9 protein-coding genes are annotated in these 14,215 nt (G+C 73.0%); 8 read left to right on the top strand and 1 reads right to left on the bottom strand.

Annotated elements, in window-relative coordinates:
• Positions 1–2: 2 nt before the first annotated feature.
• The 7 genes from OHS18_RS05995 (at position 3) to OHS18_RS05965 (ending at position 9,411) form a co-directional block, all read left to right on the top strand.
• A complete protein-coding gene (locus OHS18_RS05995) occupies positions 3–2,000 on the top strand; it encodes a phage baseplate assembly protein V (RefSeq protein ID WP_328455235.1) in 1,998 nt (665 codons plus the stop codon).
• Positions 2,001–2,012: 12 nt separating this feature from the next.
• A complete protein-coding gene (locus tag OHS18_RS05990; RefSeq protein ID WP_328455237.1) occupies positions 2,013–2,432 on the top strand; it encodes a GPW/gp25 family protein in 420 nt (139 codons plus the stop codon).
• Between the two features lie 9 nt (positions 2,433–2,441).
• On the top strand, positions 2,442–4,388 hold the full coding sequence (locus OHS18_RS05985; protein ID WP_328616247.1) for a putative baseplate assembly protein: 1,947 nt from the start codon (positions 2,442–2,444) through the stop codon (positions 4,386–4,388).
• Positions 4,388–4,936 (top strand): phage tail protein I, encoded by a 549-nt coding sequence (locus OHS18_RS05980; RefSeq protein ID WP_328455241.1) that lies wholly within the window; start codon positions 4,388–4,390, stop codon positions 4,934–4,936. The genes OHS18_RS05985 and OHS18_RS05980 overlap by 1 nt, the downstream gene beginning before the upstream one ends.
• Complete coding sequence (locus tag OHS18_RS05975; protein ID WP_328616246.1) at positions 4,920–6,674, top strand: NADase-type glycan-binding domain-containing protein; 1,755 nt, start codon at positions 4,920–4,922, stop codon at positions 6,672–6,674. The genes OHS18_RS05980 and OHS18_RS05975 overlap by 17 nt, the downstream gene beginning before the upstream one ends.
• A 126-nt stretch (positions 6,675–6,800) precedes the next feature.
• Positions 6,801–8,156 (top strand): COG1470 family protein, encoded by a 1,356-nt coding sequence (locus tag OHS18_RS05970; protein WP_328616245.1) that lies wholly within the window; start codon positions 6,801–6,803, stop codon positions 8,154–8,156.
• A gap of 28 nt (positions 8,157–8,184) precedes the next feature.
• A complete protein-coding gene (locus OHS18_RS05965) occupies positions 8,185–9,411 on the top strand; it encodes a hypothetical protein (protein WP_328616244.1) in 1,227 nt (408 codons plus the stop codon).
• Between the two features lie 72 nt (positions 9,412–9,483).
• Here OHS18_RS05965 and OHS18_RS05960 read toward each other — a convergent pair whose 3' ends face one another.
• The gene (locus OHS18_RS05960; RefSeq protein WP_328616243.1) at positions 9,484–10,833 is read right to left on the bottom strand and encodes a serine/threonine-protein kinase; all 1,350 of its coding nucleotides are present in this window, start codon (positions 10,831–10,833) and stop codon (positions 9,484–9,486) included.
• Positions 10,834–11,107: 274 nt separating this feature from the next.
• Here OHS18_RS05960 and OHS18_RS05955 point away from each other — a divergent pair, with 274 nt between their 5' ends.
• The gene (locus tag OHS18_RS05955; RefSeq protein ID WP_328616242.1) at positions 11,108–13,591 is read left to right on the top strand and encodes a choice-of-anchor D domain-containing protein; all 2,484 of its coding nucleotides are present in this window, start codon (positions 11,108–11,110) and stop codon (positions 13,589–13,591) included.
• Positions 13,592–14,215 lie beyond the last annotated feature (624 nt).

The raw sequence follows: 14,215 nt of genomic DNA, 5'->3' as shown, positions 1-14,215 counted from the left end.
AGATGACGCTGCCCGCCGCCGCATCCTCGCTCCTCCCCGACGCCGGACGGCTCGAAGAGCTGTCCCTGACCGTGCTGGCCCGGATCACCGTCGACGGTGCCGACTGGCCGGACACCGCCGAACCCCCGGTCCGCGTGGTCGTCGACACCCATCAGCACCTGCCCGACATGTTCGAGATCACCCTGCTCGACGACACCGACGGCGGTACCGCGCTCGACGACGCCGGCCTGGTGATCGGCGCGACCGTCGAGATCGGCGACGGCGCGCAGGACGTCGTGCTGATCACCGGCGAGGTCACCGCGCTCGAGGCCCGCTGCGACGAGTCCATCATGTACACGATCGCGCGGGGCTACGAGAAGACGCACCGGCTGCAGCGGGCCAAGCACAGCCATGTCTTCAGCAACGTCTCCGACTCGGGGATCGCGCGGACCCTCGCGGAGGCCGCGGGGCTCGAGATCGGGACCATCGAGCACACCGGCGTCACCCACGAGCACCTCGCCCAGACCGACCAGACCGACTGGGAGTTCCTCCAGCAGCGGGCCCGCGAGATCGGCCACGAGGTGCTGATCGCCGACGGGAAGTTCCACTTCCGCAAGGCGGTCGCCACGGCCGGTCCGGCCTCCGGCGTCACTTCGGCGCTGGCCGCGATCGCCACGGGGACCAAGGAGGTCACTGTGACGTTCAAGGAGGACCTGCTGTCCTTCGCCCCGCGGGTCTCCGCGGCCAACCTCCCGTCGACGGTCGAGGTGCGCGTCTGGGACCCGGACACGACGAAGACCGTGGTGGGGGCGGCGAAACTCACTTCCGTGACGGCGGATCTGGACCAGGGGCCCGCCGAGCTGGCCGAGAAGTTCACCACGACGCCCAACCCCCTGACCCGGCCGAGGTCGGGTCAGCCGGGCCTGGCGGCCAAGCGCCAGGCGCTGCTCGCCGCCGACAGCGGTGGAGAGAACACGTTCGCCGTCGTCGACCGGCCCGTCGCCCGGGGCGCCGACGCCCAGCGCTCGGTGGACCGGATGGCCGCCGGTCTCGCCGAGCAGATCGCGAGCACGTTCGCCGAGGCCACCGGCACCGTCGCCGGCAACCCGGAGGTCCAGGCGGGGACCCGGCTGACCGTCAAGGGCGTGCCGGCCCAGTTCGCCGGGGTGTGGACGATCACCAACGCCCGGCACGTGTTCGACCTCGAGGACGGCGGCTACCACACGCACTTCGTGGTCAGCGGCCGGCAGGACCGCTCGACGCTGGGCCTGGTCGCCGGGGCCGGCGGCGGCACCGGCGCCGGCCGGATCCCCGGGGTGGTCTGCGGGATCGTCAGCGACATCGACGACCCCGAAGCACGCGGCCGCGTGAAGGTGTCGCTGCCCTGGCTGTCGGCGACGTTCGTCACCGACTGGGCGCGGACCACGCAGTTCGGCCTCGGCGGCCGCGGCGGCGCGGTGTTCCTGCCCGAGGTGAACGACGAGGTGCTGGTCGCGTTCGAGTTCGGCGACCCCCGCCGGCCCTACGTGCTGGGCGGCCTCCACAACACCTCGACCCGGTTCGCCGAGGCGCGGGCCTTCCTCGGCGACGCCGGGTCGGTGCGGTCGGTGGTGGAGCGGGGGATCTACACCTCGACCGGGTCCCAGCTGGTGTTCCAGGACGGCCTGCCGCCCTCGGCCGCGGGCCCGGCGCCGTTGAAGGCGGCCGAGAAGTCCCGCGTGGTGCTCGGCGGGCTCGGCGAGAAGCTCGCCCTGGTCATCGACAACGTCGCCGGCTCGGTCGACCTGACCTGCGCGCCCGATCCGGCCACGCACAAGACGGCCCAGGGCACGCTGACCATCAGCTGCGGGCCCGGCGGCGAGCTGGTCCTCAAGACCGGGGACGGCCCGATCCGGATCGACGCGGGCCAGGGGGACGTGTCGGTCGCCGGTGGGCAGCTGAAGTTCGACGCCACCGGCGGGGTCAGCATCACCAGCGGCGCCACGGTGCGGATCAACGGCCGCCAGATCGAGCTCAACTGAAAGGAGGTGCCCGTGACCGAGCCCGTGGTGGACCAGTTCATCGGCCGCGGCTGGGCGTTCCCGCTCGGCGTCGGCCCCACCGGCGGCATCGCGATGGCCGAGGGGCACGCCGAACTCGTCCAGGCGATGCAGCTGATCCTCTCGACCTACCCCGGCGAACGCCCGATGCGGCCCGAGTTCGGCTGCCCGCTGCGGGACTTCGTCTTCGGCAACGTCGACGTCGATCTCGCGAGCGGCCTGGTCGAGGTGGTGCGGTACGCGTTGCGCCGCTGGGAACCCCGCGTCGAGGTGGAGGACGTGAGCGTCCGCCCGGACCCGGACAACGGGTCGCTGGTGTACATCGACATCCAGTACACCCCGAAGGCGACGAACGACCAGCGCAACCTGGTCTTCCCCTTCTACACCATCCCCGACGACGGCGGCGAGTACTGAGGAGGACCCATGGCGCTTCCGGTGCCCAACCTGGACGATCGCCGGTTCCAGGATCTCGTCGACGACGCCAAGCGGATGGTGATGCGCCGCGCTCCGGAGTGGACGGACCACAACGTGTCCGACCCCGGCGTCACGCTGATCGAGACGTTCGCGTTCATGGTCGACCAGCTGCTGTTCCGGGTGAACCGCGTGCCCGACCGGCTCTACCTCAAGTTCCTGGAGATGATCGGCCTGCGGCTGCTGCCCCCGGTGCCCGCGCGCGCCCCGCTGACCTTCTGGCTCTCGGCGCCCACCGCGAACCCGGTCGTCATCGGCAGCGGGACCCGCGCCGGGACCCCGCGGGCGGAGAACGAGGAGTCCATCCAGTTCGCGACCGTCGCCGAAGCGGTCATCGTCCCGTGTTCGGTGGCCCACGTGCTGACGCACCCGGCCGGCGGCGAAACCACCGGCCACACCGACTCCCTCAAGCGCGGCACCGGGTTCGGCGCGTTCGGGGACCCGCCGGAAATCGGCGACGCCCTGCTGGTGGGCCTGAGCGAGGCGGTGCCGGGCTGCGCGGTGCAGCTCGACGTCGGGTGCCGGGTGGAAGGCATCGGCGTCGACCCGGAGAACCCGCCGCTGGTCTGGGAGTCCTGGGACGGTACCGAGTGGACGGCGTGCGAGCTGAGCCGCGACGAGACCGGCGGCCTGAACCGCCCCGGCGCCATCGTCCTCCACGTGCCGCCGGGTCACGAAGCCGCGATCCTCGGCGGCGAACGCGCCGGCTGGCTGCGGGCCCGGCTCGTGGAGCCGGTCCCCGGCAGCGCGCGCTACAGCGCGTCGCCGATCATCGAGGGGCTCGGCGCCTGCACCGTCGGCGCGACGACGTCGGGCGTGCACGCCGAGGTGGTCGAGGCGGAGCTGCTCGGTGAGTCCGAAGGTGTTGCGGGGCAGCAGTTCACCGCGCGGAGCAGGCCGGTGCTCGAACCGCTCGAAGGCGCCATGGTGCAGGTCAGCACCGACGACGGCTGGCAGGACTGGGACCGCGTCGAGCACTTCGCCGACAGCGGGCCCGAAGACCGGCACTTCGTGCTCGACGCCGTCAACGGCATCGTCGAGTTCGGTCCCGCGGTCCGCACCCCGGGCGGTGAGCTGCAGCAGCACGGCGCCGTGCCCGAGCAGTACGCGATGGTGCGGCTGCGCCAGTACCTCACCGGCGGCGGTACCCGCGGCAACGTCGGGAAGGGCGCGATCAGCACCCTGCACACGTCGATCCCGTTCGTCACCCGCGTGGAGAACCGCCGGGCCGCCCAAGGCGGGGTGGAGGGGGAGACCCTCGAGCAGGCTCGGCTGCGTGGGCCGATCATGCTCCGCACCCGCAACCGCGCGGTGACCGCCGAGGACTACGAGGTCCTGACCCGGGACGCGGCGCCGGAGATCGCCCGCGTCCGCTGCGTCCCGGTGGGCGAGCAGGAAACCACCAACACGGTGAAGGTCCTGGTCGTCCCCGCCGCGGCGCAGCGGGACGGCCGGATCACCTTCGAGCAGCTGCTGCCGCAGGAGTCGAGCCTGCGCGCGATCAGCAGCCGGCTGGACACCGCGCGTGTGATCGGCACGCGCATCCGGATCGAGCCACCGCTCTACCGCGGCGTGACGGTGGTGGCCACGGTGGCCGCCCGCCACGGCATCGACGTCGACCGGGTGCACGACGAGGCGTTGACCGCGCTGTACGGGTTCTTCAACCCGCTGAGCGGCGGCCCGGACGGGCGCGGCTGGCCCTTCGGCCGCGCGGTGCACGAGGGCGAGGTCTACGGCGTGCTCCAGCGCATCCGGGGGGTGGAAATGGTGGAGCAGGTCCGCCTGTTCGGCGCCAACCCGCTGACCGGCGAACGCGGAGGCGCGACCAGCCGGCTCGAACTGGAGGCGACCAGCCTCGTCTTCTCCTACGAACACCAGGTCAGAGTGGAGCAGAACTGATGCGCGGCACGGTACCCGGGATCCCGAACCCCCATCCGCTCGGAAGCTTCCTGCCGGCGGTGTACCAGGAGGACGAGTTCGCGATGGCCTTCACCGGAGGCCTCGACGAGGTACTCGCGCCGGTGCTGTCCGTGCTGGACTGCCTGCACGCCTACATCGATCCGATGGTGGCGCCGGCCGACTTCGTCGAGTGGCTGGCGATGTGGGTCGGGGTGGACCCGGAGGAGAACTGGCCCGCCGTGCGGCGGCGGTCGGTCATCGCTTCGGCCGTGTCGCTGCATTCCAGCCGCGGCACGGTGTCCGGTCTGCGCGACCACCTGGAGATCGTCACCGGCGGGCGCGTCGAGATCGAAGACACCGGGGGTGTCACGTGGTCGCGGGTGCCGACCGGGGCCATCCCCGCACCGCGCACCCACCTGCGCGTCGAGGTCGCCGTCGGCCGGCCGTCCAGCGCCCTGCGGCGCTCGCTGGACGACGTCATCTCCGCCGCGAAACCCGCCCACGTCCCGCACACGCTGGAGGTGACCCAGGATGATCGTCTGTCGTAAGTGTGGTTTCAAGAACGTCGATTCCGACTCTTTCTGCGGTTCGTGCGGGACCTTCCTCGAATGGACCGGCGAGAAGGTCGAGCGGAAGGTCGACGCCGAGGTGCTCGCGGCCGCCGAAGAGGAGGCCGGCAAGCCGAAGCAGGGGCTGATGTCGAAGATCCAGTCGGTCCTCTACCTCGACGTCGGCGAGCGCGACGCGGTGGAGCGGCCGGCCAAGCCGGGGCTCGGCGGCGGCCTGGGCGGCCCCGGCGGCCGTCCCGGTGCGCCGGGTGCGGCCGCTGGGGGAGCCGCCGGCCTGCCGAAGCCGCCCGGCCTGGGCGGCCCGCCGAAACCACCCGGCCTCGGCGGGCTGCCCCAGCTGCCCGGTCTCGGGGGACCGCCGAAACCACCCGGGCTCGGCGGGCTGCCCAAGCCGCCGGGCCTGGCTGGCCTGCCCAAGCCGCCGGGTCTGGGTGGTTTGCCGAAGCTGCCGTCCCTCGACGACGAGGACGAGGACGATGGGCCGCCGCGGCTCGGTGGGTTGCCGAGGCCGCCGGGTCTGGGTGGCCTGCCGAAGCTGCCGTCCCTCGACGACGACGATGAGGACGAGGGGCCGCCGCGCCTTGGCGGTTTGCCGAAGCTGCCTCCTCTCGACGACGACAGTGAGGACGACGACGAGGACGACGACGAGGACAGCGAAGACGAGGACGCCGGTTTCGGGACCGCGGCCCTGCCCCGGCCCCCGGTCCTGAGCGGGCTGTCGAAGCCGTTCGGCCCGCCGCCGGTGCGGCGGCCGCCCGTGGCGTCGGCCGCGGCGCTCGTCGCTCCGCTGCCTCCGGGCGACGACGGCGACCCGGACGAGTCCCCGGTGCTCGTGGCCGCGACCGCGACGGCCCAGCCGGCCGGGACCCAACCCGGGGCCGTCGCGCCGCAGGAGAAGGTCAAGCAGGCCGCGGTGATCACCAAGACCAAGCCGACGCGCCGGCTCGAGCCCGGCGACCTGGTCTGCGGCGAGTGCGGCGAAGGTAACGTGCGGACGCGGAAGTTCTGCAGCCGCTGCGGCACCTCACTGGTCACCGCGGAGGTGGCGAAGAAGCGCTGGTGGCACGCCCTGCGCTACCGGCGGTCGAACCGCGTGCTGAAAGCGGGGGAGCGGCCGGGCCGCGACGGCGTCAAGAAGAAGCGCGGGTTCTCACTGGTCGGCGTCATCAAGGTCGTGCGGGTGCCGGTCGCGATCGTCATGGTCCTGCTCGGCCTCCTCTACGGCCTGGTGCTGCCGTTCCGGCAGGCGGTCGACAGCCGCGCCGACGCCGCCAAGCAGTCGCTCGTCGGCCTGTTCACCGCGCAGTACGACCCGGTCCGCCCGGTCCAGGTGATCGCCACCAGCGAGGTCGCCGGGCACGAGGGGATCGACGCCACCGACGGCTTCACCAACACGTACTGGGCCGCGGCCACCACGATCCCCGACCCGACGCTGGAGGTGACCTTCGACCACCCGGTCGACCTCGCCAAGGCGATCATCCGCAACGGCTCCCCGGACAACTTCCAGGCCCAGGACCGGGTCCGGGTGCTGCACGTGGTGTATTCCACCGGGAAGACCGAGGACATCACCCTCACCGACCAGCCGGACGAGCAGAACGTGTCGTTCAAGAACGGCCAGGGGATCACCGGAGCGGAAATCCACCTGCAGACGCCCTACCGGGCGATCCGCGGCACCGAGGTCCGGTTGTCGGAAATCGAGTTCTTCGTCGAACAGTGAACGTCCGACCGACCATCCGACCGAGTACCGGACGGGATCGGCGCGCGCCGATCGGGCAGTGGTCCTGCCCGATCAGGTAGCTCCCGACCCACCGGGACCGGTGCGCGGTTCTGAAAGGCTTGGCGCATGGGAGCCACTACATCGCTGCCCGACGAACAGGTGTCGGTCGCCCCGGGCGACAGCGTCACCTGTGACATCGAGGTGCACAACGACGGCCAGGTGGTGGACCGGTTCCTCCTCGACGTCGTCGGCGACGCCACCGACTGGGTCACGGTCAGTCCCGCCTCGGTGAGCGTGTTCCCCGGCGAGAGCGAAGCGGCCACCATCACGTTCTCGCCGCCGAAGTCCTCGGACGTCCTCGCCGGCGAGGTGCCGTTCGCGGTGCGGGTGATGTCCTCGGAGGACACCGAAGGGTCGACGGTGCACGAGGGCACCGTCCTCGTCGAGGAGTACACCGAGATCGAGGTCGAGCTGGTGCCCCGGACGGCCCGCGGCGCGCGGACCGGCCGGCAGCAGCTGGTGATCGACAACAAGGGCAACCACGACGTGCCCGCCGAGGTGCGGATCGTGGACCCGGAAGACCAGCTGGCCGGCCGGACGCCGACCCCGGCGGTCCGCACCGCACCCGGCACCGCGACGGTGGTGCTGCTGAAACTGCGGCCGCACAAGCGGTTCCTGCGTGGGGCGACCAAGACCCTGCCCTACCAGGTCGACGTACTTCCGCAGGGCGCGGACCCGATCACCGTGGACAGCGCGCTCGTGCAGGACGCGATGATCCCGAAGTGGCTGATTCCGTTGGTGGCCCTGCTGGTCACGGCCGCCGTCGTGCTCACCGTCCTGTGGTTCACGCTCTTCAAGCCCGTCCTCGCCTCCACCGCCCGCACCGCCGCGGCCGAGCAGAACGCGGCACTGTCGTCCCAGGTGTCGGAAGCGGCGGCCAAGGCGAGCCAGGCGGAACAGGCCGCGCACGCCGACGAAGCCGGCCCCAGCAGCTCCGCGGCCCCGAGCGCCACCCTGATCGCGCCCACGACAACACCGGCGGCGACCCAGCAGCAACAGCCGAACCCGGCCCAGGTGAACACCGTGCCGAGCGCGGCCGCGAACACCGCGCCCGCCCCGGTGGGGGCCACGACGGCCGCCGCGCCCGCCCAGGCGTCCACCGACTTCCGCATCCAGGCGTCCGCACCGCCCGCCGCGGTCGGCGCGTACACGATCGCGACCTACTTCGACCCGGCGAGGCGCACGGTGAACGTGCGGGACCTCGTCCTGGAGAACCCGTCGGGCGACGTCGGGCTGCTGCAGATCCGGCGCGGGAACGCGGTGCTGTTCAGCTTCGGCCTGCAGAACTTCCGGGACATGGACTACCACTTCGTGCAGCCGATAGTGTTCCCGTCGGGCACGCCGGTGGTGATCGCGGTCAGCTGCCAGAACACCGGGAAGCTCTGCACCCCGGCGGTCTACTTCTCCGGTACCGCCGGGTAGAGCGCGCGCGACCGGGGAGGAGACGACGATGGTCACCTGGTACGAAAAAGGGGACGTGCGGCTGATCCGGTCGGCGCCGCTGTCGCTCGAGACGTTCGACGAGCTCGTGTTCGCGGCGGGCACCCAGTGGGAGCGGATCTTCGCCGGCTGGTGTGAGTACCACCGCGTCACGAACAGCGTGACCGACGCGAGCCTGCTGCTCTACGCGGTCAGCGATTTCGCGGACGTGGTCGACCTGCTGACCAGGGTGTACGAGGTCATCCCGCCACCGTGGGACGAGGCGATGTTCCCGGTGGCGACGGCGCGGGAGCTGAGCCACCCGCTGAAGGACCGGCTGCGGGGCGCGCTGCTCGAGGTCGACCAGGTGCGCCCCCTCGACCCGGGCGTGCTGGCCGCCCTCTGGGAGGAGCTGAGCGCCCGGGGCGACGACGACCTCGACGACGCGAAGCGGGAACTCGAGGCCCAACTGGAGGAGTACGGCGGTTTCGGCACGCTGGCGTGGCTGCTGCTCGTCGAGCAGGACCTGTTCGGCGACTGGGTACTGGCGCTCCACCAGGCGGCGGAGGAGTACCTGCGGCAGATCAAGACCGCGTTCATCGGGGAGTGCGCGGAGCTGGCTAGGTTCGCCACGGACTCCTCGCGGCCGGAGGGGGATCCGGTCCGGCAGAAGGTGGAGATCCGGCTGATGGCCGAGGGCCGCAGCTGGTCGTTCGGCGGCAGCTGGGCCGAGACCATCCAGCCGATCGCCGCCGCGGGTTTTCCGGAGCCCACCCCGGAAGAGCGCGAGCTGCAGGTCCGCCGGGCGCTGGAGCGGGGGAAGTCGAACCGCACGCTCCTGTCCCGGCCCCACGTCGAGCTGGCGGCGACCACCGTGTCGGCCGACGAGGTGAAGTTCGTCCTCGCGGCGGCGGTCGGGAAACAGGACGCCACGACGCTCAACAAACCGGTGCTGCAGTCGATTTCGGCCCCCGGCGGGGAATGCCTCTACGTCCAGTTCGGGAAGGTCGTGCTGATGTCGGGGGAGCCCCGCGATCTCCTGCCGATCTGGTGCCTGGTGCAGTCGGCTTCGGTCGTGGCCGACGCGGTCCCGGCCGGGCTCTCCCTGGGGCGCATCACCCGGCGCGCGGCCAAGCGCGGCCGCTGGCTGGACCGCGGTGGCTACTGGGAGGTCACGCGGATGCTCGGCAGCTACGAAAAGGACCTGGCCGCGGCGTTCCGCGCCATCGGCCAGCACGACACGATCGAGTTCGTCTGAGCCGCACGCGCAGGGGCGCACCGCGGTTCAGGGCCCTTTCGTCAGAGGGGCGCGAAGAGCCGCCCGTGGGCGTCACGACCGGCCCAGGCCGGCCAGCACCACGTCGGCCGTCTCCGGGCGGCCGCCCTTGACCTGCACGAAGAACTGTCCGCTCCGGTCGCTGCGGGACACCACGGCTTCGTCGATCCGGTACCCCGCGGGACCGTACCCGGACCAGCGGACGACCGTGCCTCGCAGACCGGGGTGGTCCACCGGTGCGGTTTCCCGGTGGGCACAGCGGTCGTGGCGGCGGGTCAGCAGCCACGGGGTGGCGTCGGCGCCGGGCACCCGCCCGGCGAACAGGCCCGGCGCGGCCGAATCCGGATCCCGCCGGCCGGCCAGGTCCGGGGCGGCTTCCACCGCCGGCGCCCACCCGCCCGGCAGCCCGGCCCGGCCGGGGTCCCAGCCCGACGTCCGCACCTGGGCGCTCCACCCGGCCGGGCTGGGCACGACCACCTGCCCGGCCGGGTCCGACACCTCGGTGTACCCGGACGGCGTCGGCGCGTCGGCGCGCAGCGGGACCACGACGACGACCGCGACCGCCGCGGCCGCGGCGATCCGGCGGGCCGTCCAGGTGGCCGCCGCCGGTCGCGAGAGCGCCGCGCGCAACGCGTGCGCGAACTCCGCGGAGCCGGCGAACCGGTGCCGGGGATCGGTGCGCATCGCCCGGGCCACCGCGTCCGCGGCCGGCCGGGCGATCCCCGGTAGTACAGCGGCCATCGGCACCACCCGGCCGGATGGTGCCGGATCGGTGCCGGTGAACAGCCGGTAGGCCAGAGCACCCAGGCTGTACACATCGGACCGGACGTCCAGGCTCGCACCGGGCTCGCTCTGTTCCGGGGACATGTAGCCCGGTGACCCGGCCACGATCGTCAGCCCGGAGGCCCGGCTCAACGTCTTGGCCAGGCCGAGGTCCGCCACCACCGCTTCGGCAGGCTCGCCCGGGCGGAAGAGGATGTTGCCGGGCTTGAGGTCGCGGTGCAGCACACCGGCTTCGTGCAGCGCCGTCACGCCGGCGCAGATCTGGGTCATGAGATCCGCGGTCGTCGCCGGGTCCTGCGGTTCCCGGCCGATCCGGTCCTCCAGGGTGCCCGCGGCCAGTTCCATCACGAGGAACGGGCGGCCGTCGTCGAACTCGCCCGAGTCGAGCACGCGCACGACGTGCCGGGAGTCGATCCGCCCGAGGATCGCCGCCTCGTCGACGAACCGGGCCCGCACATCCGAACGCCAGGCCCAGTTCTCCGCCAGCACCTTGACCGCGACGTCGTGGTCCAGCACGTCGTCGTGGACCTGCCACACGGACGCGAAAGCGCCGGTACCGATGAGCCGCGGCGCCCGGAACCGGCGAAGACCCAGGGCGTACCCCGAACTCCCGGGAACCATCGGCACCTCCTCGTCGGCGCCACACTAACCAGGCCGATCGGCTACCCCGGTCGGGGCGGGGGCCCGCTCACCAGGCCGGTTGTGACGCCGGACACCAATCGTGCTTGTGCCCCAACGGATGCCGCCGCCACGGGATCCAACCGGGCGGCACGACACCCTCCGGTGCCCGCTCCTGCCCGATCGGGCAGGAGAACTGCGTCAACGGTTGCCCTGTCCCGGCCGGGACGGGCCGGGCGAGCACGGGAGGCTGCGAAGCGTGCCCCGTCATCCACGCGTGCCCGGCCGCACAACGGTCGCCTGCGGGCTGGTCGCCGTGCTCGTGACGGCGGTCGTGCTCGCCGCTCCCGCCGACGCCGTGCCGAACGGCGTCACCGCCCGGAGTTCGACCGGTGGCAGCCAGCCGCAGCAGTGGAACGGGACGAGCTCGGCCCCGGCGATCAGCGCGGACGGCCGGTACACGGTCCAGCTGACGACGGCCAACGTCGACCCGGTGGACACCTCTCCGCCGACCCAGGCGGACGTCTACGCGACCGACCGGGTCACCGGCGCGGCCCGGCTGATCGGCGTGGCCCACACCACCCCGCTGGGCACCTTCCCGCCGGCCGGGCAGAGCGGGCAGTCGGCGTTCCTGGCGAACAGCGCCGAACCGTCGGTCAGCGCCGACGGGCGGTACGTCGCGCTGGCCACCGCCGACGCTGCGGTCAACGTCGACCAGGCCATCCCGGCGGGCGGTACCAACTCGTACGTGTGCGACCGCGACATGAACGCCGACGGCGTCTTCGACGACACCGTCGCGCCGCCGGCGCCGGCCACGCAGAACCCGGTGCGCGAGACCTACTGCACCTACGTCGGCGACGGCACCCACCCGTCGGCGCACCCGTTCCTCTCCGCCGACGGCAGTTCGGTGGCCTGGGTCGACACCACGACCGACACGGTGTCGGTCACCCGGCTGACCAAGGACGCCCAGGGCCGGCTCCAGCCGCCGTCCGCCGCCGACGTGATCGCCGTCCCGCCGGCCGCGGCGCAGCACCAGAACACCACGCACCCCGTGCTCGACCGGCACGCCGACTACCTCGTCTACGCGACGGTCGTGTCCGTGACCCAGCCCGTAGTCACGACGGTCCCCGAGGTCATCGGCTACGACTTCGCCGCGGGCCGTTCGGACCGGCTCGACCTGACGCCGTCCGGCGCGACCTACGGCGACCCGGCGACCGGGCCCACGGTCACGCTGACCGCGCCGGCGGTGTCGGGCGACGGCGGCCGGGTCGCGTTCCAGTACCAGCCCTCGCCCGCCGCCGACCCGCAGGTGGTCGTCCTCGACCGCGATCCCGACTCCGACGGCGCACGGGCCCCGGGGGCGCCCGGTGAACCCTTCACGTCCACTGTGGTCTCCCGGCGGACCGACGGCGCGGCCGGGGACGGGGCGAACCCGGCGCTGAGCACCGACGGCCGCTACGTCGCGTTCGTCACGGCCGCCACCGGGATGCACGACGGCGCCGACACCGCGGGCGTCACCTGCCTCACCGGCCCGCAGGCGCTGATGGTGTGCCAGGTCGTCGCGCGCGACGTCACGGCCGACCTGGCGCGCGAGGCCGCGGCCACCCCGCGCCTGCCCGCCGGCCTGGTCTCGGCCACGACGACGTCGTGCTCCGGCGCCGACGGCTGCGGCGGCAACCGGTCCAGCACCACCCCGGCCGTGTCCGCGGACGGCTCGGTGGTCGCGTTCGCGTCGGCGGCGACCGACCTCGTCGCCGCCGACACCAACAACAGCACCGACGTCTTCCAGCACCGGTTCACGCCGCAGTTCGCCTCGGCCGGGACCTCCTTCCCGACGACCCCACCCGGGCAGAGCTCCAGCGCGACCCTCGACGTCGGCCGGTCCGGCTTCGGCCCGCTCCCGGTCGGCCCGGTCGCCGTCACCGGACCGGCCGCGGCGGACTTCGCCGTCGGCGCGGGGCAGACGTGCACGGGCAGCACCCTGTACGAGGGCGACGAGTGCGCGCTCACCGTGACCTTCACACCGACAGCGACCGGGACCCGGTCCGCGTCCCTGGTCGTGCCGTCCGCCGACGGCCAGGCGAGCACGACGATTCCCCTGGTCGGGCTGGGCGGTGCGGCACCTCCGCCCGGGCCGGGGCGGATCGAGGTGACGTCGGGGACGACCGACTTCGGGGCCGGCCGGCTGCTCACCACGAGCGCGCCGAGACCGGTCGTGCTGATCAACCGCGGTGGCGCCCCGCTGGTGGTGACCGCCGTGGCGCTGCCTCCCGCGGCCCCGGGGGCGGACGCCTTCCCGGAGGACTACGCGATCGGCGCCGACGGGTGCACCGGCTCGACCCTCGTCACCTTCGCCACGTGCACCGTGGAGTTCACGCACACCCCGCGGGCCGGGGGCGTGCGCCCGGCCACGGCCGAGATCACCGACAGCACTGGTGCCACCACCGAGGTCCTGCTCACCGGGTCCGGCGTGGTGCCCTCGCTCACGGTCACGCCGGCGGTCAGCAAGCCCGGCCGGGTGGTCACGGTCACCGCGGCCGGCCTGCCCGTGTCGACCGCGATGACCCTCACCGGGCTGGGGCCGCCCGTGCCGGTCACGACCGACGCGCAGGGCGGGTTCGCCGTCGCGTACCTGCTGCTCCCGCACAGCGCGAGCGGTCCGCTCGAGCTGATCGCCCAGGACCTCGCCGGCACGGTGGCCGCGCGGGCCGGCGTGCTGATCCAGCAGCGGTCGTCCGCACCGCCGAACTTCACCGGCTGAGCCCCGTCCCGGTTTCCGCGAGTGAGCGCCACCTCGTGCTCGTCGAGGCGGCCTTCTTCCTCGCCCTCGAACGTCTCGAGGCGGCGCTCGTGGAGTCGGTCCGCAGGTACCACGCACGGCGGTGGAGCACGCCGACGCCGTCCGGCGGCACCACGGGTTCGGGGCGGACCGGTGCATCGGCGAACGCGGCTCGGCGACCTGCGCCGCGCGAGTGAGCGGTGCTCCGTGCTCGTAGAGGAGTGCCGGCTGCTCGCGCTCGGCCGCCGCCACGACCGGGCTCTCGGGGCCCAGAACGCCGGGCTTGAGCGCTACCTCGACACCCGGTCCCGTCCGCCCTGGTCGCGGCCCGGCACCGGGTGGTGCGCATCCTGTGGGAAGTCGCCGAAGACTTCGCCGGCGTTTCGGGCGTGGGTGCCGCGCGCTGTGCCGGATCTTCGAGAGCCGGGTGGACCGTGAGATAGGCCGGCGCCCTGCCCGGACGGCTTGCACGGCGCTGTGCCTGTTCGGGCCGCTGCGGCCGGTGTCCGCCGCGTTACGCTGGAAACGCTTTCCGCTCGGTCCGAAATGGACGCCGCTGCGCGCCGCGTCCGGTGCGCGAAGGCACGGACGCCCGCGGCGGTGACG

Source organism: Amycolatopsis sp. NBC_00355 (assembly GCF_036104975.1).
In the GTDB taxonomy this organism is placed as follows: Bacteria; Actinomycetota; Actinomycetes; order Mycobacteriales; family Pseudonocardiaceae; genus Amycolatopsis.
Note: the sequence above shows the minus strand (reverse complement) of the source record. Positions and strands in the feature narration are given on the sequence as shown.